At 52.5% G+C, this 23,469-nt stretch carries 16 protein-coding genes; 13 read left to right on the forward strand and 3 right to left on the reverse strand.

All coding sequences use genetic code 11. The features are described from left to right. Positions 1 to 18: 18 nt before the first annotated feature. From G8S19_RS04425 to G8S19_RS04445, 5 genes are all read left to right on the forward strand, one after another. Positions 19 to 468, forward strand: a complete 450-nt coding sequence (locus G8S19_RS04425) for a flavodoxin (protein ID WP_101741634.1) — start codon at positions 19 to 21, stop codon at positions 466 to 468. Positions 469 to 814: 346 nt separating this feature from the next. Beyond that, a complete protein-coding gene (gene gudP, locus G8S19_RS04430) occupies positions 815 to 2,167 on the forward strand; it encodes a galactarate/glucarate/glycerate transporter GudP (RefSeq protein ID WP_061068486.1) in 1,353 nt (450 codons plus the stop codon). A 2-nt stretch (positions 2,168 to 2,169) separates the two neighbouring features. Continuing rightward, positions 2,170 to 3,510 (forward strand): enolase C-terminal domain-like protein, encoded by a 1,341-nt coding sequence (locus G8S19_RS04435; RefSeq protein ID WP_061068485.1) that lies wholly within the window; start codon positions 2,170 to 2,172, stop codon positions 3,508 to 3,510. Between the two features lie 20 nt (positions 3,511 to 3,530). Continuing rightward, positions 3,531 to 4,871 (forward strand): glucarate dehydratase, encoded by a 1,341-nt coding sequence (gene gudD / locus G8S19_RS04440; protein WP_124020852.1) that lies wholly within the window; start codon positions 3,531 to 3,533, stop codon positions 4,869 to 4,871. Between the two features lie 78 nt (positions 4,872 to 4,949). Continuing rightward, entirely contained in the window at positions 4,950 to 6,092 is a 1,143-nt protein-coding gene (locus G8S19_RS04445; protein WP_115642959.1) for a glycerate kinase, read from the forward strand. Positions 6,093 to 6,219: 127 nt separating this feature from the next. On the opposite strand, the gene barA is transcribed toward G8S19_RS04445, so the two are convergent. Continuing rightward, the gene (gene barA / locus G8S19_RS04450) at positions 6,220 to 8,976 is read right to left on the reverse strand and encodes a two-component sensor histidine kinase BarA (RefSeq protein ID WP_048213074.1); all 2,757 of its coding nucleotides are present in this window, start codon (positions 8,974 to 8,976) and stop codon (positions 6,220 to 6,222) included. Between the two features lie 57 nt (positions 8,977 to 9,033). Here barA and rlmD point away from each other — a divergent pair, with 57 nt between their 5' ends. From rlmD to eno, 5 genes are all read left to right on the forward strand, one after another. Then, on the forward strand, positions 9,034 to 10,332 hold the full coding sequence (gene rlmD, locus G8S19_RS04455) for a 23S rRNA (uracil(1939)-C(5))-methyltransferase RlmD (protein WP_124020851.1): 1,299 nt from the start codon (positions 9,034 to 9,036) through the stop codon (positions 10,330 to 10,332). A gap of 100 nt (positions 10,333 to 10,432) precedes the next feature. Next, positions 10,433 to 12,667 carry a GTP diphosphokinase gene (gene relA / locus G8S19_RS04460; RefSeq protein ID WP_048213072.1) on the forward strand — a complete coding sequence of 745 codons (2,235 nt, stop codon included), beginning with the start codon at positions 10,433 to 10,435 and terminating at the stop codon, positions 12,665 to 12,667. 130 nt (positions 12,668 to 12,797) lie between these two features. After that, positions 12,798 to 13,589 (forward strand): nucleoside triphosphate pyrophosphohydrolase, encoded by a 792-nt coding sequence (gene mazG / locus G8S19_RS04465; RefSeq protein WP_048213071.1) that lies wholly within the window; start codon positions 12,798 to 12,800, stop codon positions 13,587 to 13,589. Positions 13,590 to 13,813: 224 nt separating this feature from the next. After that, positions 13,814 to 15,451, forward strand: a complete 1,638-nt coding sequence (pyrG, locus tag G8S19_RS04470; protein ID WP_005130912.1) for a glutamine hydrolyzing CTP synthase — start codon at positions 13,814 to 13,816, stop codon at positions 15,449 to 15,451. An 86-nt stretch (positions 15,452 to 15,537) separates the two neighbouring features. Beyond that, positions 15,538 to 16,836, forward strand: coding sequence for a phosphopyruvate hydratase (eno, locus tag G8S19_RS04475; protein ID WP_003034129.1), 1,299 nt, complete (start codon positions 15,538 to 15,540; stop codon positions 16,834 to 16,836). A 69-nt stretch (positions 16,837 to 16,905) separates the two neighbouring features. Here the strand turns inward: eno and G8S19_RS04480 are convergent, their stop codons facing one another. Further along, positions 16,906 to 18,015, reverse strand: a complete 1,110-nt coding sequence (locus G8S19_RS04480) for an SDR family oxidoreductase (protein ID WP_115601559.1) — start codon at positions 18,013 to 18,015, stop codon at positions 16,906 to 16,908. A 429-nt stretch (positions 18,016 to 18,444) separates the two neighbouring features. On the opposite strand from G8S19_RS04480, the gene queE reads away from it, so the two are divergent. Continuing rightward, positions 18,445 to 19,116: a 7-carboxy-7-deazaguanine synthase QueE gene (queE, locus tag G8S19_RS04485; RefSeq protein WP_048213069.1), complete on the forward strand. Its 672-nt coding sequence runs from the start codon at positions 18,445 to 18,447 to the stop codon at positions 19,114 to 19,116. Between the two features lie 96 nt (positions 19,117 to 19,212). On the opposite strand, the gene queD is transcribed toward queE, so the two are convergent. Continuing rightward, a complete protein-coding gene (gene queD, locus G8S19_RS04490; RefSeq protein WP_048213068.1) occupies positions 19,213 to 19,575 on the reverse strand; it encodes a 6-carboxytetrahydropterin synthase QueD in 363 nt (120 codons plus the stop codon). Positions 19,576 to 19,880: 305 nt separating this feature from the next. Between queD and cysJ the strand changes: the two genes are divergently transcribed. Both cysJ and cysI read left to right on the forward strand, forming a co-directional pair. Continuing rightward, entirely contained in the window at positions 19,881 to 21,680 is a 1,800-nt protein-coding gene (gene cysJ / locus G8S19_RS04495; protein WP_253686155.1) for an NADPH-dependent assimilatory sulfite reductase flavoprotein subunit, read from the forward strand. Further along, positions 21,680 to 23,392, forward strand: coding sequence for an assimilatory sulfite reductase (NADPH) hemoprotein subunit (cysI, locus tag G8S19_RS04500; protein WP_199969748.1), 1,713 nt, complete (start codon positions 21,680 to 21,682; stop codon positions 23,390 to 23,392). The genes cysJ and cysI overlap by 1 nt, the downstream gene beginning before the upstream one ends. Positions 23,393 to 23,469 lie beyond the last annotated feature (77 nt).

A 23,469-nucleotide genomic window follows, 5' to 3' on the forward strand; every position in this document is an offset into this window, starting at 1 on the left:
TCCCAGGAGATTACGGTTATGGCGGAAATTGGAATTTTTGTCGGCACGATGTACGGAAACGCGCTGCTGGTTGCCGAAGAGGCCGAAGCTATCCTCGCAAATCAGGGGCATAAAGCTACGGTTTATGAAGATCCGGAACTGGCTGACTGGGAAAAGTACAAAGACAAGTACATCCTGGTCGTAACGTCAACGACGGGACAAGGCGATCTGCCGGACAGCATCGTGCCGCTGTTTCAGGGAATTAAAGACCAACTGGGTTTTCAGCCCGACGTTCACTACGGCATTATTGCGCTCGGTGACAGTTCATATGCCAATTTCTGCGGCGGTGGTAAGCAGTTTGATGCGCTTTTGCAGGAACAGAGCGCCCAGCGTGTAGGTGAGATGCTGCTGATTGATGCCGGTGAACATCCGGAACCGGAAAGCGAATCCAACCCTTGGGTAGAACACTGGGCAACGCTCCTCAAATAGAATATTACCCAACCATCCGCACAGTTCGAATCATAAGCCGGGTAAGGCGTCGCCATTACCCGGCAATAAATCCCCCTCAAACGCCAATTTCGTGAAGCATCTTCCATTCCCTTAGGCTTATGCCATAAACAACCTCATTCACCCCTCGCAATGTTGTGTTTTTGCACGGTGAGGGTAAGAGGCACTCCTTCATATACTTTTCCCGTCAGTTCCCGAAAAGGCAGCGAGTCAGAATAAAACGGCCCTGAGCTGTACCAAAACTGCCACACACTAACCTCTCATTCTGATCACCCTACAGGTGCTGTACAGAATGAACTGGCGAAAGCCACGATTCAGGAGTGCAACAATGAGTTCATTAAGTCAGGCGGCGAGCAGCGCGGAAAAACGCACTAACGCTCGCTACTGGATAGTGGTGATGTTGTTTATCGTCACATCCTTCAACTACGGCGATCGCGCCACCTTATCCATTGCCGGTTCGGAGATGGCCAAAGACATTGGCCTTGATGCCGTCGGGATGGGGTATGTATTTTCCGCTTTTTCATGGGCCTATGTTATCGGCCAGATCCCCGGCGGCTGGTTGCTTGACCGCTTTGGTTCAAAACGCGTTTATTTCTGGTCCATCTTTATCTGGTCCATGTTTACCCTGCTGCAGGGCTTTGTCGATATCTTTAGCGGCTTCGGCATTATCGTTGCGTTGTTTACCCTGCGCTTCCTTGTGGGGTTAGCTGAAGCGCCATCCTTCCCCGGCAACAGTCGCATAGTTGCTGCATGGTTCCCGGCACAGGAGAGGGGCACGGCGGTCGCAATCTTTAACTCTGCGCAGTACTTTGCCACCGTTATCTTCGCGCCAATCATGGGCTGGCTGACCCACGAAGTAGGCTGGTCACACGTATTCTTCTTTATGGGCGGACTCGGGATCATCATCAGCTTTGTCTGGCTGAAGGTGATTCATGAACCAAACCAGCACCCGGGTGTAAACCAAAAAGAGCTGGATTACATTGCCGAAGGTGGCGCACTGATCAACATGGATCAGGCAGCCGCTAAAGCTAAAGTTCCGTTCAGCGTGAAATGGGGACAAATCAAACAGTTGTTGGGTTCCCGCATGATGATTGGTATCTACATCGGTCAGTACTGTATTAACGCGCTGACCTACTTCTTTATCACCTGGTTCCCGGTCTATCTGGTACAGGCGCGCGGTATGTCGATTCTGAAAGCGGGATTTGTCGCGTCGGTCCCGGCTATTTGCGGATTCGCAGGCGGCGTGCTCGGCGGCATTATTTCCGACTGGCTGATGCGTCGCACCGGTTCGCTGAATATCGCCCGCAAAACGCCAATCGTGTTGGGTATGTTGCTGTCAATGGTGATGGTGTTCTGTAACTACGTCAACGTTGAGTGGATGATTATCGGCTTTATGGCGCTGGCTTTCTTCGGTAAAGGTATTGGTGCACTGGGCTGGGCGGTAATGGCAGACACGGCCCCCAAAGAGATTAGCGGCCTGAGCGGCGGTCTGTTCAACATGTTCGGTAATATCTCCGGCATCGTGACACCGATTGCTATTGGCTACATTGTGGGCACGACGGGGTCGTTTAATGGTGCCTTGATTTACGTTGGGGTGCATGCGCTGATTGCTGTGGTGAGCTATCTGGTGCTGGTCGGTGATATTAAACGTATCGAACTGAAACCTGTCGCAGGACAATGATGATGACAACACAATCAAGCCCCGTTATTACCGATATGAAGGTCATCCCGGTGGCCGGGCATGACAGCATGCTGCTCAATATTGGCGGTGCGCACAACGCATATTTCACTCGCAATATTGTGGTTCTTACCGATAACGCCGGTAATACCGGCGTCGGTGAAGCGCCGGGCGGTGAAGTGATTTATCAGACTCTGGTTGACGCTATCCCGATGGTATTGGGTCAGGAAGTGGCCCGCCTGAATAAGGTGGTCCAGCAGGTACATAAAGGCAATCAGGCTGCTGACTTTGATACTTTCGGCAAAGGTGCCTGGACATTTGAGCTGCGCGTCAATGCGGTGGCGGCACTGGAGGCCGCGCTGCTGGATCTGCTGGGCAAAGCGCTGAATGTACCGGTCTGCGAGCTGTTAGGTCCGGGTAAGCAGCGTGATGCAGTGACCGTGCTCGGGTATCTGTTCTATGTAGGTGATCGCTGCAAAACCGATTTGCCGTATCTGGAAAGTACGCCGGGTAAACATGAGTGGTATCAATTACGTCACCAGCAAGCGATGACCAGCGACGCGGTGGTGCGTCTGGCGCAGGCGTCACAGGATCGTTATGGCTTTAAAGATTTCAAACTGAAGGGCGGTGTGCTGCCGGGCGAGCAGGAAATCGACACCGCTCGTGCGCTGAAAAAATGTTTCCCGGATGCGCGTATTACCGTCGATCCAAACGGTGCCTGGCTGCTGGATGAAGCCATCTCCCTGTGCAAAGGCCTGAATGATGTGCTGACCTATGCCGAAGATCCGTGCGGCGCTGAACAGGGCTTTTCCGGGCGCGAAGTGATGGCCGAGTTCCGCCGCGCGACTGGTTTGCCGGTGGCGACCAACATGATTGCTACCAACTGGCGCGAAATGGGCCACGCGGTAATGCTGAATGCAGTCGATATTCCGCTGGCCGATCCGCACTTCTGGACGCTTTCCGGCGCGGTACGCGTGGCGCAGTTGTGCGATGACTGGGGCCTGACCTGGGGATGCCATTCTAATAACCACTTTGATATTTCGCTGGCGATGTTCACCCACGTCGGTGCGGCTGCGCCGGGTAATCCAACGGCTATTGATACCCACTGGATCTGGCAGGAGGGTGATTGCCGCCTGACCAAAAATCCGCTGGAGATTAAAAACGGAAAAATTGCGGTACCCGATGCGCCCGGTCTGGGCGTGGAACTGGACTGGGATCAGGTGCAGAAAGCGCATGAAGCCTATAAGGCGCTGCCCGGCGGCGCGCGTAATGACGCAGGCCCAATGCAGTATCTGATCCCCGGATGGACTTTTGACCGTAAACGTCCCGTTTTCGGCCGCCACTAATTTTGAATAAGGACTTAATTATGAGCGCACAATTTTCTACCCCACTGGTTACCTCTATGCAGGTTATTCCGGTTGCGGGCCACGACAGCATGTTGATGAACCTGAGCGGCGCACATGCTCCGTTCTTCACGCGCAATATTGTGATTATTAAAGATAACTCCGGTCATACCGGCGTGGGTGAAATTCCCGGCGGAGAAAAAATCCGTAAAACGCTGGAAGATGCGATTCCGCTGGTGGTGGGCAAAACGTTAGGTGAATACAAAAACGTGCTGAATGCGGTACGCAATACTTTTGCCGATCGTGATGCGGGCGGTCGCGGTTTGCAGACCTTTGATTTACGTACCACTATTCATGTGGTTACTGGGATCGAAGCGGCCATGTTGGATCTGTTAGGTCAGCATCTGGGCGTAAACGTCGCCTCTCTGCTGGGTGATGGACAGCAGCGTAGCGAAGTAGAAATGCTGGGTTACCTGTTCTTCGTGGGTAACCGTAAGGCAACGCCGCTGCCGTACCAGAGTCAGCCGGATGAGACGTGCGACTGGTATCGTCTGCGTCATGAAGAGGCGATGACCCCGGATGCGGTTGTGCGCCTGGCTGAAGCCGCGTATGAAAAATATGGCTTTAACGACTTTAAACTGAAAGGTGGCGTGCTGGCAGGGGAAGAGGAAGCGGAATCTATCGTCGCGTTGGCGAAGCGTTTTCCGCAGGCCCGCGTAACGCTCGATCCCAACGGCGCCTGGTCGTTGAATGAAGCGATCAAGATCGGTAAGTATCTGAAAGGATCGCTGGCTTATGCTGAAGATCCATGTGGCGCAGAGCAGGGGTTCTCTGGGCGTGAAGTGATGGCGGAATTCCGCCGTGCTACTGGCCTGCCGACGGCGACCAATATGATTGCTACCGACTGGCGTCAGATGGGGCACACGCTGTCGTTGCAGTCTGTGGATATTCCGCTGGCTGACCCGCATTTCTGGACCATGCAGGGGTCTGTTCGCGTAGCGCAGATGTGTCATGAGTTTGGCCTCACCTGGGGTTCACACTCTAACAACCACTTTGATATTTCGCTGGCGATGTTCACTCATGTGGCTGCTGCTGCGCCGGGTAAAATTACGGCCATTGATACCCACTGGATCTGGCAGGAAGGTAACCAACGCCTGACCAAAGAACCGTTCGACATTAAAGGCGGCATGGTACAGGTACCAGCGAAGCCGGGTCTGGGTGTAGAACTGGATATGGACCAGGTGATGAAAGCGCACGAACTGTACCAGCAACATGGCCTGGGAGCGCGTGATGACGCGATGGGAATGCAGTACCTGATCCCGAACTGGACCTTCGATAATAAACGCCCATGCATGGTGCGCTAAGTGTTATGCCGGTTCTGACAGGAACCGGCACATCTCCAGGTGTATGATTAACAGAATCAACATGCGTAAGGACGGCTTATGAAAATAGTAATTGCACCGGATTCTTATAAAGAGAGTTTGAGTGCGCTTGAGGTGGCAACTGCCATTGAGCAGGGTTTTCGTGAGATCTGGCCTGATGCGGATTACGTAAAGATACCGGTCGCTGATGGTGGTGAAGGAACGGTCGAGGCGATGGTTGCCGCTACGGCGGGCCACCTTGTGCATGTTGATGTTACGGGGCCCCTGGGAAGTAAGGTACAGGCATTTTATGGGGTATCAGGAGATGAGCGCTCAGCGTTTATCGAGATGGCGGCCGCCAGTGGGTTAGAGCGAGTTCCGGCAGGGTTACGCGACCCGCTGAAAACCACCTCATGGGGGACCGGAGAGTTGATTCGCCATGCGCTGGATGCGGGTGTAGAACACATCATCATCGGGATTGGCGGTAGTGCGACCAATGATGGTGGTGCCGGTATGGTGCAGGCACTGGGCGCCAAATTGCTTGATGCACAGAATAACCAGATTGCACAAGGCGGGATCGGTCTGGAAGCGCTCACCAGGATCGATATTTCAGCGTTAGATAAGCGCCTTGCCACCTGTCGTATCGAAGTGGCCTGTGATGTCACGAACCCGCTGACCGGTAAAGAGGGCGCTTCTGCAGTATTTGGCCCACAAAAAGGGGCAACGCCAGAGATGATCACCCGTCTGGATAATGCGCTGACGCACTATGCACAACTGATTGCCCGCGATCTGGACGTTAACGTGCTGGATCTGGCCGGTGGAGGCGCTGCCGGAGGCATGGGAGCTGCACTGTATGCGTTTTGCGGCGCGCAGCTACGCCGTGGTATCGAGATCGTGACGGATGCGTTACACCTCGACGACTGCGTTGCGGATGCAGATCTAGTTGTGACCGGGGAAGGGCGTATTGACAGTCAGACGATCCATGGCAAAGTCCCGGTAGGCGTAGCGAACGTTGCAAAGCGATATAATAAGCCCGTCATTGGTATTGCAGGCAGCCTGACGCCAGATGTTAGCGTGGTGCATGAGCATGGAATTGATGCTGTTTTTAGCGTGATTTATACCATTTGCACGCTGGATGAGGCGCTGGATAATGCGAGTGAAAATGTGCGGATGACGGCACGAAACGTGGCCGCAACGCTTAAAGCAGGGCAGCAATTACGCTGAGTTGTAGGTCGGAGAAGGCGTTTACGCCGCTCCGGCGATGTGCCCGATGGCGCGACGCCTATCGGGCCTACGGTAAACAGCGAAACCTGTCGGCCGGATAAGGCGTTTACGCCGCATTCGGCGAATATCACCCCAATATCCGTTTCGCTTCTCGCCCGACGTTGTCCATCTCATCAAGAAGCTCTAAAAACTCTGGTTCCAGATCTTCTTCTTTGGTCCCGCTACGTAACTGCTGTTCAATAAGCTGGCACAGGTTTTTCATGCGGGGAACCCCGCTGTAACCGCAGCTGCCGTGTAGTTTATGAATCAAATCCACCAACCCTTCAGGGTTTTCACCCACCAGTTGCTCTTCAATTCTGTTACGGACTTCAGGCAAGAAATCGATCAGCATTTGCAGCATATCCCGCGCCAGATCGTTTTTACCGGCAGCCTGTCTCAAAGCCAGTTGCCAGTCGAGGGTCGTATTCGGGTTGACCACGGGGTCAGGGGGGGCCGCCACGATAGCCCGGGCTGATGTGCCGGCACCGGGCTTATAGCGCAACAGCAAACTGTGCAATTTATCTTCTTCAATCGGCTTAGCCAGGTAGTCATTCATTCCGGCGCTGAGTAACTTCTCTTTTTGCCCTGCCATGGCATGTGCTGTTACCGCAATAACCGGTGTCTGCTGCTGGTGTGGAAGCTGATGGATCAGTTCGCAGGCACGAATACCGTCCATGTCTGGCATCTGAATATCCATCAGGATCAGATCAAACTGCATTTGCTTGGCTCTGTCCACCGCCTGCTGCCCGCTGTCGCACAGCTCGACGTGCTGAACCTTATCTTCAAGTAATGCGCCGATAAGCTTCAGGTTCGCCGGGTTGTCGTCCACCGCCATCACGGTCATCGCAATCTTGCTTTCATCTAACAACTGGCGTTCTGCACCCTGGTTCAGGTGGCAATATTCGGTTAACGCAGGCAGCAATCGGGTTGAGGTGAGCGGTTTTAACAGACATGCCGCCGCGCCGCCTTGCTTTAATTTTTCAGCGTTAATCTGCGCATGGCAAGGCAGCGCCAGCAACAGGAAATCGGTCATTGCGGCTGCGCTTGCCAGACGTTTATGCTGCATGGTGAGCGGCTCGTGGAAAGTGACGGGGACACCAAGTAGCAGAATATCGTAGTGTTCTGCCGGTAATGCAGAGAATGAAGGACTGTAAATCACCTCCAGCGGCGTTTCACTCAAGATATCTAACGTGCATTGCGCGGCGGTAGCATTTGGTTCAACGTAAGCTAGTCGTTTTCCGGCCAGACAGCGGGTGGTTGAACGATCGCTGATAACATTAGGATTGAGATCAAGACTGATGTGGAACCAGAAAGTGGAACCGCGATTGGGTTGGCTATGGAACGAGATATCCCCACCCATTTCATTGACCAGTTTTTGTGTGATCACAAGGCCAAGTCCGGTACCGCCGTGACGGCGCGAAATGCTGGCATCAGCCTGACGGAAAGCCTGGAACAGACGGGACTGATCGCGTTCCGGGATGCCAATACCGGTATCGCGGATTTGAACTTCAATCTGGACTTTGGTGTTACTGAGCGCGCGTTTTTCAACCAGAATGTCGATATTGCCGCTCTCAGTAAATTTGATGGCATTGCCGACCAGGTTGGTAATGACCTGTTGCAGGCGCAGCGGATCGCCAATCACATTGTCCGGAACGTCATTTTTAATATTCAGTGTTAGCTCCAGCCCTTTGTCATGGGAGGAGTGCGCTAACAGCGTTACGACGTCATCCAGTGTGCTGCGCAGCGGGAACGGTATGCTTTCCAGAATCAGTTTACCCGCTTCCAGTTTAGAGAAGTCGAGCACATCATTGATGATAGCAAGCAGGTTGTTAGCAGAGCGCTCAATTGTATTCAGGTGATCGCGCTGGGTGGTATTTAACTCGGTTTTCAGTGTCAGGCGTGTAAAGCCAATGACACCGTTTAGCGGTGTACGTAGCTCATGAGACATGTTCGCCAGGAACTCTGATTTAATACGTGCAGCTTCCTGGGCGCGTTTCTTCGCCAGATCCAGTTCAACGTTCTGGATTTCCATCTGCTCCAGCGTTTCGCGCAGATCTGAAGTCGCCTGATCGATATTGTGCTGCATCTCTTCATGGTAGGCGGCGAGAGACATTGCCATCGAGTTGATGCCATTCTTCAGCATATCCAGTTCGCCCAACATGAAACCTTCCACGCGGCTATCGAGCTGACCTCTACGTATTCGGTCAACGGTATTCACCATGTTGCGAATTGGTCCGGTCACGTCGCGCATCAGACGCCAGCCGAAAATTAACGCAATGCCAATACAAAACAGCATCATGACGCTGGAGATAAAGATCTCTTTGTACTGCTGTAATCGCACGGACTTGAGGTCCAGCTCAAGCGCCACATACCCCAACATATTTTTGGTGTTTTTGGCATCGCTAACGGCAGATTCATCAGGTGAATAGCTTTCCGATATAATAGGGGTACGCAGGATCATGATATCCCCGTGCCGGGTTACGCTCAGCTTTCGCGGAAACGGCGATCCGGTAGCCAATTGCATCTCTGACGGATCAAGATGAAAGTTGGAGGTGACGAACAGTTGGTTATTTTCGTCATAGACGGAAATTGCCCGCACAATATCGGAATGGCGACGATGCAACACGCTGATAAGCTGGCCGATGGATTCCCGGTTTTGCAAGTTCATGCCGTATTCGCTGGAAACCGCGAGTGGCTCGATGATGCTGGCACCAGCATCTTCCAGTTGACGCTGCAAGTCGTTATAGCGATGCACAACAAAAAAGATACTGAGCAGCAAACCTATCAGGACGGTCGGGGCCAGGATCAGAATCATCATGCGTGCGCGCAGGCTGTAGTTGGTCATGGAGTTCCGTTATGGGACAATTAGGGTCACACTGTTAAATAGAGAAATATCTCGTCGATGGCGCAATTCTACTCTGCAAAACGACGCGTGACGACGCGTCAGATCATAACCGTTACCGTCAATGACCTTGATTCTTTTGGTCAGGGCGTTGCTCGTCATAACGGGAAAGCCCTGTTTATACCGGAATTGCTGCCTCAGGAAAGCGCAGAAGTGGTGATAACTGAAGATAAAAAACAGTTCGCCCGCGCGCAAGTCAAACGTCGTTTAAACGACAGTTCGGAACGTGAAGTGCCACGTTGTCCACATTTTGGGGTCTGTGGTGGCTGTCAACAGCAGCACGCCAGCATCTCGTTGCAGCAGCGTAGCAAAAGTGCAGCGTTATCGCGTTTAATGAAATGTGAGGTGACAGAAGTTATCGCCGATACCCCGTGGGGCTATCGACGCCGCGCGCGTTTAAGTCTGAACTATCGCTCGAAAGAGCAGCAATTGCAGATGGGATTTCGCAAGTCCGGCTCCAGCGACATTATTGATGTGAAGCAATGCCCTATTTTGGTGCCCCAACTTGAGGCGTTGCTGCCTGAAATTCGGGCATGCCTGCAGAGTCTGCAGGGGCTGCGTCACTTGGGGCATGTCGAATTGGTGCAGGCTGGAAGTGGAACTCTGATGATTTTGCGCCACACCTCACCATTGAGTGCCGCGGATAAAGAAAAACTGGAACACTTTTCGCATTCTCAGGGACTGTCTTTGTTTCTGGCTCCGCAAAGCGAGATACTGGAATCAAATTCAGAAGAATCGCCCTGGTATGATTCAAATGGACTACGTTTAACCTTCAGCCCGCGTGATTTTATCCAGGTCAATGAAGGGGTAAACCAAAAAATGGTTTCCTGTGCGCTGGAATGGCTGGATGTGCAGCGAGAGGACCGGGTGCTCGATTTGTTCTGTGGTATGGGGAATTTTACGTTGCCGTTGGCCGTACGAGCAGCGAGCGTTGTGGGTGTTGAAGGTGTCCCTGCGCTGGTGGAAAAAGGCCGGGAAAATGCGCGGAATAACGGACTACACAATGTGACATTCTTTCATGAAAACCTTGAAGAAGATGTCACCAAACAACCATGGGCAAAGAACGGATTTGATAAAGTATTGCTCGATCCTGCGCGTGCGGGGGCTGCCGGCGTGATGCAACATATTATAAAGTTAAACCCTGGCCGCGTTGTTTATGTATCCTGTAATCCTGCTACGCTGGCTCGTGACAGCGAAGCGTTACTCAATGCAGGATATACCGTTCGGCGACTGGCGATGCTCGATATGTTCCCGCACACTGGACATCTGGAATCGATGGTCCTGTTTGAGCGTTTGTAATGAATTTTATACCCATTGGATTTCGGGTTGTAATGCAACGTGAAAGACAATGGGTACGGCTTGTCGACTTCGACAGGCCATGCCCCTTAAGGAGAGGACGATGGTTGCGGTAAGAAGTGCACATATAAATAAAGCTGGTGAGTTTGATCCTAAGAAATGGATCGCGAGTCTTGGGATCTCCAGCCAGCAGTCGTGTGAACGCTTAGCCGAAACCTGGGCGTATTGCCTGCAGCAGACACAGGGGCATCCGGATGCGGATCTGCTGCTGTGGCGTGGCGTCGAAATGGTGGAAATACTCTCCATGCTGAGCATGGACATCGACACGCTGCGAGCGGCGATGCTGTTCCCTCTGGCGGATGCCAATGTGGTGAGTGAAGACATCCTGCGCGAGAGCGTAGGCACGTCAATCGTTAACCTTATCCATGGTGTGCGTGATATGGCGGCGATACGCCAACTTAAAGCCACGCATACCGATTCAGTCTCTTCCGAGCAGGTCGATAACGTTCGTCGCATGCTGCTGGCAATGGTCGACGACTTCCGCTGCGTGGTCATCAAGCTGGCGGAACGTATTGCCCATTTGCGAGAAGTGAAAGATGCGCCGGAAGATGAACGCGTACTGGCGGCAAAAGAGTGCACCAATATCTACGCCCCGCTGGCTAACCGATTAGGCATCGGGCAATTAAAATGGGAACTGGAAGATTACTGCTTCCGTTACCTGCACCCGGCTGAATACAAACGTATTGCCAAACTGCTGCATGAACGTCGTATCGACAGGGAACATTACATTGATGAATTCGTCGGTCATTTGCGCTCAGAGATGAAAACGGAAGGCGTCAAAGCCGAAGTTTACGGACGTCCGAAGCACATCTATAGCATCTGGCGCAAAATGCAGAAAAAGCAGCTGGCTTTTGACGAACTGTTCGATGTGCGTGCGGTGCGTATCGTGGCTGAGCGTTTACAGGATTGCTATGCCGCGCTGGGGATTGTGCATACTCACTATCGCCATCTGCCTGATGAGTTCGACGACTACGTTGCCAATCCAAAGCCTAACGGTTACCAGTCAATCCATACGGTTGTGCTGGGGCCTGGCGGTAAAACCATTGAAATCCAGATCCGTACCAAACAGATGCACGAAGATGCTGAGCTGGGTGTTGCCGCGCACTGGAAGTACAAAGAAGGTACTGCTTCAGGCGCGGCGCGCTCTGGTCATGAAGACCGCATTGCGTGGCTGCGTAAACTGATAGCCTGGCAGGAAGAGATGGCGGATTCCGGTGAAATGCTGGATGAAGTGCGTAGCCAGGTCTTTGATGACAGAGTTTACGTCTTTACGCCAAAAGGCGATGTTGTGGACTTACCGGCGGGCTCAACGCCGCTCGATTTTGCTTATCACATCCACAGTGATGTGGGGCATCGTTGCATTGGCGCGAAAATTGGCGGGCGCATCGTACCGTTTACCTATCAGCTGCAGATGGGCGATCAAATTGAAATCATCACTCAGAAACAGCCAAACCCAAGCCGCGACTGGTTGAACCCTAACCTGGGCTATGTGACCACCAGCCGGGGGCGCTCGAAGATCCACGCCTGGTTCCGTAAACAGGATCGCGACAAAAACATCCTGGCGGGCCGCCAGATCCTCGACGATGAGCTGGCACATTTAGGTATTAGCCTGAAAGAAGCGGAAAAACATCTGCTGCCGCGCTATAGCTTCAATGAGCTGGATGAGCTGCTGGCGGCGATTGGCGGAGGAGACATCCGCCTCAACCAGATGGTGAACTTCCTGCAGGCGCAGTTTAATAAACCAAGCGCTGCCGAACAGGATGCCGCCGCGCTGAAACAACTTCAGCAGAAAACGCAGGCGCCGCAGAGTCGCCGAAAAGACGACGGTCGCGTGGTGGTTGAAGGGGTGGGTAACCTGATGCACCACATCGCTCGCTGCTGCCAGCCGATTCCCGGCGATGAGATTGTCGGGTTTATCACCCAGGGACGCGGTATTTCCGTCCACCGGGCGGATTGCGAACAGCTGAATGAACTGCGCTCGCATGCGCCGGAACGTATTGTTGACGCGGTTTGGGGCGAAAGCTACTCGGCAGGGTATTCGCTGGTGGTTCGCGTCCAGGCTAACGATCGCAGCGGCTTGTTACGTGATATCACGACGATTCTTGCCAACGAAAAGGTGAACGTGCTGGGGGTTGCCAGCCGGAGTGATACCAAACAACAGTTGGCCACCATTGATATGACCATCGAAATCTATAACCTGCAGGTACTCGGACGTGTGCTCGGCAAGCTGAACCAGGTGCCGGATGTGATCGACGCACGCCGTCTGCACGGTAATTAATTATTTTGTAGGCCGGATGATCTTGCAGGCCTGATAAAACGCGTCAGCGTTGCCATCAGGCATTGCTATATCGCCGGATGTTGGCTGTCGCCTTATCCGGCCTGCCATATTGAAATTTCAGGATATTCCAATGAACCAAATCGATCGACTGCTCGGTATTATGCAGCGCCTGCGCGACCCGGAAAACGGTTGTCCGTGGGATAAAGAGCAGACATTCGCCACTATTGCCCCTTACACCCTCGAAGAAACCTATGAAGTACTTGATGCCATTGCGCGCGAAGACTTCGACGATCTGCGTGGTGAATTAGGCGATCTGTTGTTCCAGGTGGTGTTTTACGCCCAGATGGCACAGGAAGAAGGGCGCTTCAACTTTGATGATATCTGTGCTGCGATAAGCGATAAGCTTGAACGCCGCCACCCGCATGTTTTCGCAGATGTTTCTGCCAGTAACAGCACCGAGGTGCTAACCCGTTGGGAGCAAATCAAAACAGAAGAACGTGCCGAGAAGTCACAGCATTCCGCGCTGGACGATATTCCCCGTAGTTTACCGGCGCTAATGCGCGCCCAGAAAATCCAGAAACGTTGCTCAAATGTTGGCTTCGACTGGAAAACATTAGGGCCGGTTGTCGACAAGGTTTACGAAGAGATTGACGAAGTCATGTTCGAGGCGAAGCAGGCTGTCGTTGACCAGGCTAAACTGGAGGAGGAAATGGGCGACCTGCTGTTTGCCACGGTCAATATGGCCCGTCATTTAGGCACTAAAGCAGAGACTGCTTTGCAGAAAGCGAATGAAAAATTCGAGCGCCGTTTTCGTGAGGTTGAGCGAATTGTGGCTGCCCGCGGTCTGGAAATGACAGGTGTTGATCTGGAAACAATGGAAGAAGTCTGGCAACAGGTAAAACGACAGGAAATTGATCTCTAAGGGATTTCGTCGGTCAAGGGCGATTTGTGTGATTTTTTAAATAACAAGCGCTTGATTTACGTCAAAAACATTTACCCCAAAGGGGCTATTTTCTCACTCCCGATGTTAATGTGAGCCTGGTGAAGAGGAGGAATAATGAAAGTTTGTGGCGCTCGTCATGTTCGGGTATACTACTTTCCCGTCTTGGTAATTCCATCGTTTCACCCTAACTTCTCAGGTCCAGCATGACAACGAACTATATTTTTGTGACCGGCGGGGTCGTATCCTCTCTGGGAAAAGGCATTGCCGCAGCCTCCCTGGCAGCCATTCTTGAAGCCCGTGGCCTCAATGTAACCATGATGAAACTGGATCCGTACATCAACGTCGATCCAGGTACTATGAGCCCTATCCAACACGGGGAAGTGTTCGTTACCGAAGACGGCGCTGAAACCGACCTGGACCTGGGTCACTATGAGCGTTTCATTCGTACGAAAATGAGCCGCCGTAACAACTTCACCACCGGTCGTATCTACTCCGACGTTCTGCGTAAAGAACGCCGTGGCGACTACCTGGGCGCGACCGTTCAGGTTATCCCGCACATCACGAATGCCATTAAAGAACGCGTTCTGGAAGGCGGCGAAGGTCATGATGTTGTTCTGGTTGAAATCGGCGGAACCGTTGGCGATATCGAATCTCTGCCGTTCCTTGAAGCGATTCGCCAGATGGCCGTAGAAATTGGCCGTGAGCACACGTTGTTTATGCATCTGACGCTGGTTCCGTACATGGCGGCGGCAGGTGAAGTCAAAACTAAACCGACTCAGCACTCGGTAAAAGAGCTGCTTTCTATCGGTATTCAGCCAGATATCCTGATTTGTCGCTCCGATCGCGCAGTTCCGGCTAATGAACGTGCGAAAATTGCATTGTTCTGTAACGTTCCGGAAAAAGCGGTGATTTCTCTGAAAGATGTCGATTCCATCTATAAAATTCCGGGCCTGTTGAAATCTCAGGGCCTTGACGATTATATTTGTAAACGATTCAGCTTGAACTGTCCGGAAGCGAATCTGTCAGAATGGGAACAGGTTATCTACGAAGAAGCGAATCCGGCAGGCGAAGTGACTATTGGTATGGTCGGCAAGTACATTGAACTGCCGGATGCCTATAAGTCAGTTATCGAAGCGCTGAAGCACGGTGGCTTGAAGAATCGTGTCACCGTCAACATCAAGCTGATTGATTCGCAAGATGTCGAAACGCGCGGCGTTGAGATCCTGAAAGGTCTTGATGCAATCCTGATTCCTGGCGGCTTCGGCTACCGTGGTGTTGAAGGTAAAATCGCGACAGCGCGCTTTGCGCGTGAGAACAATATTCCTTATCTGGGCATTTGCCTGGGTATGCAGGTTGCGTTGATTGAGTTTGCTCGTAACGTCGTGGGAATGGACAACGCCAACTCCACAGAATTTGTGCCAGACTGTAAGTACCCGGTGGTGGCCCTGATTACTGAATGGCGTGATGAAGACGGCAACGTCGAAGTCCGTACCGAGAAGAGCGATCTGGGTGGCACAATGCGTCTTGGTGCGCAACAGTGTCAGCTGAGCGATGAGAGTCTGGTTCGTCAACTGTACGGTACGCCGACAATTGTTGAACGCCATCGCCACCGCTACGAAGTCAACAATATGCTGTTGAAACAGATTGAAGCTGCGGGTCTGCGTGTTGCAGGCCGTTCCGGTGATGATCAGTTGGTCGAGATCATTGAGGTACCGAATCATCCGTGGTTCGTGGCCTGTCAGTTCCACCCGGAATTTACTTCCACGCCACGTGATGGACACCCGCTGTTCGCCGGCTTTGTGAAAGCCGCCAGTGAACATCAGAAGCGTCAGGCGAAGTAAGAAGTAAAAAGTTAGAACGGCAATGCACCCATCAGGGTGCATTGTTTGTCTGGAGTTTTAGTTTAACTTGTACTGAGGAAAACCTAATGTCCAAAATCGTTAAAATCATCGGTCGTGAAATCATCGACTCCCGTGGTAACCCGACTGTTGAAGCCGAAGTACACCTGGAAGGTGGTTTCGTTGGTATGGCAGCAGCTCCGTCAGGTGCTTCTACTGGTTCCCGCGAAGCACTGGAACTGCGCGATGGCGACAAATCCCGCTTCATGGGTAAAGGCGTACTGAAAGCTGTTGCAGCTGTTAACGGCCCGATTGCTCAGGCTCTGCTGGGTAAAGATGCTAAAGATCAGGCTGGCATCGACAAGATCATGATCGATCTGGACGGTACTGAAAACAAATCCAACTTCGGTGCAAACGCCATCCTGGCTGTGTCCCTGGCGAACGCCAAAGCAGCAGCTGCTGCTAAAGGCCTGCCGCTGTATGCACACATCGCTGAACTGAACGGCACTCCGGGCAAATACTCCATGCCGGTTCCGATGATGAACATCATCAACGGTGGTGAGCACGCTGACAACAACGTCGACATCCAGGAATTCATGATTCAGCCTGTTGGCGCTAAAACCCTGAAAGAAGCTGTACGTATGGGTTCTGAAGTGTTCCACAACCTGGCTAAAGTTCTGAAAGCCAAAGGTATGAACACTGCAGTGGGTGACGAAGGCGGCTATGCGCCGAACCTGGGTTCCAACGCTGAAGCTCTGGCGGTAATCGCTGAAGCGGTTAAAGCAGCTGGCTACGAGCTGGGCAAAGACATCACTCTGGCGATGGACTGTGCAGCGTCTGAATTCTACAAAGACGGTAAATACGTTCTGGCTGGCGAAGGCAACAAAGCATTCACCTCCGAAGAATTCACTCATTTCCTGGAAGAACTGACCAAACAGTACCCGATCGTGTCCATCGAAGATGGTCTGGACGAGTCTGACTGGGACGGTTTCGCATACCAGACTAAAGTACTGGGCGATAAAATCCAGCTGGTTGGTGACGACCTGTTCGTAACCAACACCAAGATCCTGAAAGAAGGCATCGAAAAAGGCATCGTTAACTCCATCCTGATCAAATTCAACCAGATCGGTTCTCTGACCGAAACTCTGGCTGCGATCAAAATGGCGAAAGACGCTGGCTACACCGCTGTCATCTCTCACCGTTCTGGCGAAACTGAAGACGCTACCATCGCTGACCTGGCTGTTGGTACCGCTGCAGGCCAGATCAAAACAGGTTCTATGAGCCGTTCTGACCGCGTTGCTAAGTACAACCAGCTGATTCGTATCGAAGAAGCTCTGGGTGAACAAGCTCCGTACAACGGTCGTAAAGAGATCAAAGGTCAGGCGTAATCCTGTTCTTTCTCTGATTTAAAAATGCCAGCCTTCGGGCTGGCATTTTTTTGCCTGCACAATAGCAACCTATTTAAAGTCCACTGCCATTTGCTGTGGAATAGTCAGCCCACGTGTCGTCTGTACACAGCGCTCAATGTAATCGGTAAAACGCGGCGGCTTCGGCATCCCCATGCTGAGCAGCTTATCATTGCTGAATCGCACGTTCAGCGTTGCGAACGCGCCGTAAAGACGCATGGCTTTCAGCATTAGTCGTTCGTTGCAGGGGCCAAAAATATTCTTCAGTTCACGGCGCATTTGGACCAGCGTTTCATAGCTGACCTGTGCGTATTTATTGCCGACGGGAGCTTGTTCCAGCGCAGATGCCATCGCGTTATCAATATCTGCAAACCTCACGCTATTTTCTTCTCCTGCTGAGATGTGCACCACTTCACCGCGAGCAAGTGGACTGCTCAGTAACATCAGCAATGCATCGGCGCAATAATCAACCGGGATCACGTCAATACGGTCTTCCATCGAACACATAAATTTTTGTAGCATCAGACCCATGCTGAATACCCAGAAAATACTGCTGGAGGGTTTACAGCCGTGATGAGTATGGCCAACAACGATCGAAGGCCGCGCGATAACCAGTGGTAATGTTGGGCATTCCTGTTGTATCAGACGTTCTATCGTGGATTTAGAGTGCGTATACTCAACCAGATGCTCAGCACGCTCGCGAAACTCTGCACTTTCGGCCACCAGTGAATCGGGGTCTGGGGAGCATGACATTGCTGTACCAACGTGAAGAAAACGCTGCAGGCTGCCGACACAGGCCATTCTCCGGGCGAACTTCAGCGTTCCTTCGACATTGACTTTCCAGATAAGCGGGTTGTTGCCAAAAGAGGCGACGGCGGCGCAATTGATGACATGAGTAACCTGGCCCAGACGCGGGTCGTTAAGAAACGCTTCAGGTTCTACTAAATCACCCAACAGGATATTCCGCGGGCTAAGTGTTGCCAATTTTTCTTCTGCAATATTGAATTTGCGCAGATTTTCCTTTATCCGTTCCAGCGCAGATACATCATTACTGGCACGAACTAAAAGCAGCAGATTAAATCCATTTGTCTGATTCAGAATGTTTTCTAAAACGGCTCCGCCCAAAAAACCGGTTGCGCCAGTAATTAATAGTGTATTCATGAATGCAGTCTCATTAGGGGTGGTTGACTGGATTCTAGGCGCGGATAATTAAACGGAGATTAAATGGAAAATTAGCGTAAGTTTAGGTTTCTTAAGCCTATTCTAATATAAAAAGATACCGCGGATCGAATTTGACTATGCGTGATGCTAATAAATTCATAATTTCATGTTTCCGTTTGTACATGCTTGAAATATTTTACTTTTAAAATATTTATACTATTTTTATAAGGTTATTATCAATAATATTTTGTTACATCAAAACGCTGCCTGAACAGCTATGAAATTAGATCACAGCTCTTCGATCATTGCAGGTGCAAACACGAGATCATGTTTCATGATTTTTAACTCAGGGGACAGCGCAGCCGGGGGCAAGACCTGAGCGTGCAAATCTGCAATAATACGCGTCCATAACCCTAAACAGAGATGACTATGCAGTACCCGATTAACGAGATGTTCCAGACCCTGCAAGGTGAGGGTTACTTTACCGGCGTCCCCGCCATTTTTATTCGTTTACAGGGATGCCCGGTTGGCTGTGCCTGGTGCGATACCAAACACACCTGGGATAAGCTTGAGGATCGGGAAGTCTCCCTGTACAGCATCCTGGCTAAGACGAAAGAGAGTGATAAATGGGGTGCGGCGAGCAGTGAAGATCTGCTGGCTGTTATTCAGCGTCAGGGCTATACCGCCCGTCATGTGGTGATAACCGGTGGTGAGCCCTGCATTCATGATCTGATGCCGTTGACTGACCTGCTGGAAAAGAACGGCTTTAGCTGCCAGATTGAAACCAGCGGCACCCATGAAGTGCGCTGTACGCCGAATACCTGGGTGACCGTATCGCCGAAGGTAAATATGCGCGGCGGTTATGATGTGCTGTCGCAGGCACTGGAGCGCGCGAATGAAATCAAACATCCGGTTGGTCGCGTTCGCGATATTGAAGCACTGGATGAACTGTTGGCCACGTTGAGCGACGAAAAACCACGCATCATCGCTCTACAGCCAATCAGTCAGAAAGAAGATGCGACGCGTTTGTGTATTGATACCTGTATTGCGCGTAACTGGCGTTTGTCGATGCAAACCCACAAATATCTGAATATTGCCTGATAAGTTTTGCCGGGGCGCTTCGCTTGTCCGGCCTACGCTTGCTAATAAGGTAGGCCGGGATCAGTCGCGGTGCGTCGCCATCCGGCAAGGTCGGGATCACTCGCCGCGATACACGCAGCCTGCTGTGCAGGTTTCTTTTACCATTACTGCGCTCAGCAGTGGAACCACCGGTTTAACCTGCTCCCAAATCCATTTTGCCAGCACTTCACTGGTTGGGTTTTCGAGGCCCGGAATATCGTTCAGATAGTAGTGATCGAGTCTGTCGTAGGTCGGCTTAAACGCCGCTTTTAACTCAGAAAAATCCATGATCCAACCGGTATGCGGATCGACTTCACCGGTAATTTCAAGACGCACCATAAATGAGTGACCATGCAGGCGGCCACATTTATGCCCTTCTGGTACATGCGGCAGGCGGTGAGCGGCTTCGAAGGTGAAATCTTTAAACAAGGTGGTGGACATTTTTTACTCTCAAGAATGCGAAAAACCGCCGTAGGGTACCGTAAAGTACAATTTTTATCATTAGTTAAAAGGGCGCTAAGCATCAGAACGTCATATTTACGCTGTTAATGTTTGATAACTATTTATATATCATATAGTTATTAAATCGTTTTTGTCGTTAATGACTATAACTAAAACAGGTTAGTCCATTTGGTTATTTGTTATTTCTATCCCTTCTTTAATTGTTACTATCCCCGCCGTTAACCTTATCTTCAGTTTGGGTTTTATTGCTGAAATCCGCTTTGCTTACTGGAACATGACAACGCATGACGACACAGGCCCCACCTTCCGCTTTGCTACCGCTAAATCCGGAGCAACTGGCACGCCTTCAGGCAGCCACGACTGACTTCACTCCCGCACAGCTCGCGTGGGTTTCTGGCTATTTCTGGGGCGTGCTGAATCAGCAGCCTGGCAGCAATGCGGCGGCCCCTGCGCCTGCTGCTGAAATGCCCGGTATTACGCTTATCTCCGCCTCGCAAACCGGTAATGCGCGTCGTGTGGCGGAAGCCCTGCGCGATGATTTGATCGCTGCGAAGCTCAACGTTACTCTGATCAACGCTGGCGACTATAAATTCAAACAAATCGCCAATGAAAAATTACTGATCGTGGTGGCGTCGACGCAAGGGGAAGGTGAGCCGGCGGAAGAAGCCGTGGCGCTGCATAAATTCCTGTTTTCGAAAAAAGCGCCGAAGCTTGAGAACACCGCTTTTGCCGTGTTTGGTTTGGGCGATACCTCCTATGAGTTCTTCTGTAAGGCGGGGAAAGATTTCGACAGCAGGCTGGCGGAACTGGGCGGCGAGCGCCTGCTGGATCGGGTGGATGCGGATGTCGAATACCAGGCCGCTGCCGCGCAGTGGCGTGAGCGTCTGGTTGAGGTTCTGAAAGCGCGTGCGCCGTCTGCACCGTCTGTGCAAGTTGCTGCGAGTGGTGCGGTAAACGAAGTACACACCAGCCCGTATACCAAAGAAGCGCCGCTGGCGGCGTCACTTGCGGTGAATCAGAAAATCACCGGTCGCGACTCGCTAAAAGATGTGCGCCATATCGAAATCGATCTCGGCGATTCCGGCCTGCGCTACCAGCCGGGCGACGCGCTGGGCGTGTGGTATCAGAACGATCCTGCGCTGGTTAAAGAGCTGGCAGAGCTGCTGTGGCTGAAGGGTGATGAACCGGTCACGGTTAATGGCAAAACGCTGCCGCTGGCGGAAGCCTTACAGTGGCACTTTGAGCTGACGGTCAACACCGCCAATATCGTGGAAAACTACGCCACGCTAACGCGCAGTGAATCGCTGCTGCCGCTGGTGGGCGATAAAGCGCAGTTGCAGCATTACGCCGCCACCACGCCAATCGTCGATATGGTGCGTTTCTCCCCGGCACAACTGGACGCTCAGGCGTTAGTTGATCTTCTGCGCCCGCTGACCCCGCGTTTGTACTCCATTGCTTCCTCCCAGGCGGAAGTCGAAAGTGAAGTGCACGTGACTGTTGGCGTCGTGCGTTACGACATTGAAGGCCGCGCCCGCGCCGGTGGTGCCTCCAGCTTCCTCGCCGATCGTGTGGAAGAAGAGGGCGAAGTTCGCGTCTTCATCGAACATAACGACAACTTCCGCCTGCCGGCGAACCCGCAGACGCCGGTTATCATGATTGGCCCGGGTACCGGTATCGCACCGTTCCGTGCCTTTATGCAGCAGCGTGCTGCCGATGGCGCAGAAGGTAAAAACTGGTTGTTCTTCGGCAACCCGCACTTCACCGAGGATTTCCTGTATCAGGTGGAATGGCAGCGCTACGTCAAAGAGGGCGTGTTGAGCCGAATTGACCTGGCCTGGTCTCGCGATCAAAAAGAAAAAATCTACGTACAAGACAAACTGCGCCAACAGGGCGCGGAACTGTGGCGCTGGATCAATGACGGTGCCCACATTTATGTCTGCGGCGACGCTAATCGCATGGCGAAAGACGTTGAGCAGGCATTGCTGGAAGTGATTGCTGAATTCGGTGCAATGGACATCGAAGCGGCGGATGAATTTTTAAGTGAGCTGCGCGTTGAGCGCCGTTATCAGCGAGATGTCTACTAATGAGCGAAAAATACCCAGGGCCTTTAGTGGTCGAAGGCAAACTGACTGACGCCGAGCGCATGAAGCGTGAAAGTAATTTCCTGCGCGGCACCATCGCGGAAGACCTGAACGACGGTCTGACCGGCGGCTTCCACGGCGATAACTTCCTGCTGATCCGTTTCCACGGCATGTACCAGCAGGACGACCGCGATATTCGCGCCGAACGTGCCGAGCAGAAGCTGGAGCCGCGCCACGCGATGCTGCTGCGCTGCCGTCTGCCGGGCGGGGTGATCACCCCAACCCAGTGGAAGGCCATCGACAAATTTGCCGCTGATAACACCATTTACGGCAGTATTCGTCTGACCAACCGTCAGACCTTTCAGTTCCATGGCATTCTGAAGAAGAACGTGAAGCCGGTACACCAGATGCTGCATTCGGTGGGGCTGGACGCACTGGCGACCGCCAACGATATGAACCGTAACGTGCTGTGCACCTCCAACCCGTATGAATCTGAGCTGCACGCCGAAGCCTACGAGTGGGCGAAAAAGATCTCCGAACATCTGCTGCCGCGCACCCGCGCCTATGCAGAGATCTGGCTTGATCAGGAAAAAGTCGCGACCACAGACGAGGAGCCGATCCTCGGTCAAACCTATCTGCCGCGTAAGTTTAAAACCACGGTCGTGATCCCACCGCAGAACGATATCGATCTGCACGCCAACGATATGAATTTCGTGGCGATTGCCGAAAACGGCAAGCTGGTAGGCTTTAATCTGTTGGTCGGCGGTGGTTTGTCGATTGAGCATGGCAATAAGAAAACCTACGCCCGTACGGCGAGCGAATTTGGCTATCTGCCGCTTGAACACACGCTGGCGGTGGCGGAAGCGGTGGTGACGACGCAGCGTGACTGGGGCAACCGTACCGACCGTAAAAACGCTAAAACCAAATACACCCTTGAACGCGTTGGTATCGACACGTTCAAAGAGGAAGTGGAGCGTCGTGCGGGGATCAAATTTGAGCCGATCCGCCCATACGAGTTCACCGGTCGTGGCGACAGGATTGGTTGGGTGAAAGGGATCGACAATAACTGGCATCTGACGCTGTTTATTGAAAATGGCCGTATTCTGGATTACCCGGGCCGTCCGCTGAAAACCGGCCTGTTGGAGATCGCGAAGATCCACAAAGGCGATTTCCGTATTACCGCTAACCAGAACCTGATTATTGCCGGTGTACCGGAAAGCCAGAAAGCGAAGGTAGAGAAGCTGGCGCGCGATCATGGGCTGATGAATTCGGTGAAACCGCAGCGTGAAAACTCGATGGCCTGCGTGTCGTTCCCGACCTGTCCGCTGGCGATGGCCGAAGCCGAGCGTTTCCTGCCGTCGTTCACCGACAAAGTGGAAGCGATTCTGGAAAAACACGGCATTCCTGACGAGCATATTGTGATGCGTGTGACGGGATGCCCGAACGGCTGTGGCCGCGCAATGCTGGCCGAGCTGGGGCTGGTGGGCAAAGCGCCGGGGCGCTACAACGTGCACCTGGGCGGTAACCGCATGGGAACACGTATTCCGCGTATGTATCGCGAAAACATTACGGAATCGGAAATTCTCGACGCCGTTGACGAACTGGTTGGGCGCTGGGCGAAAGAGCGTGAAGCGGGTGAAGGCTTCGGCGACTTTACGGTGCGTGCGGGCATCATTCGCCCGGTGCTCGATCCAGCGCGTGATTTCTGGGAATAACATGAATTGCCGGATGGCGGCATAAATGCCTTATCAGGCCTACGCAGACGGTAGGCCTGATAAGCGCAGCGCCATCA

Source organism: Citrobacter sp. SX206 (genome assembly GCF_024181025.1).
Lineage (GTDB): Bacteria > Pseudomonadota > Gammaproteobacteria > Enterobacterales > Enterobacteriaceae > Citrobacter > Citrobacter youngae.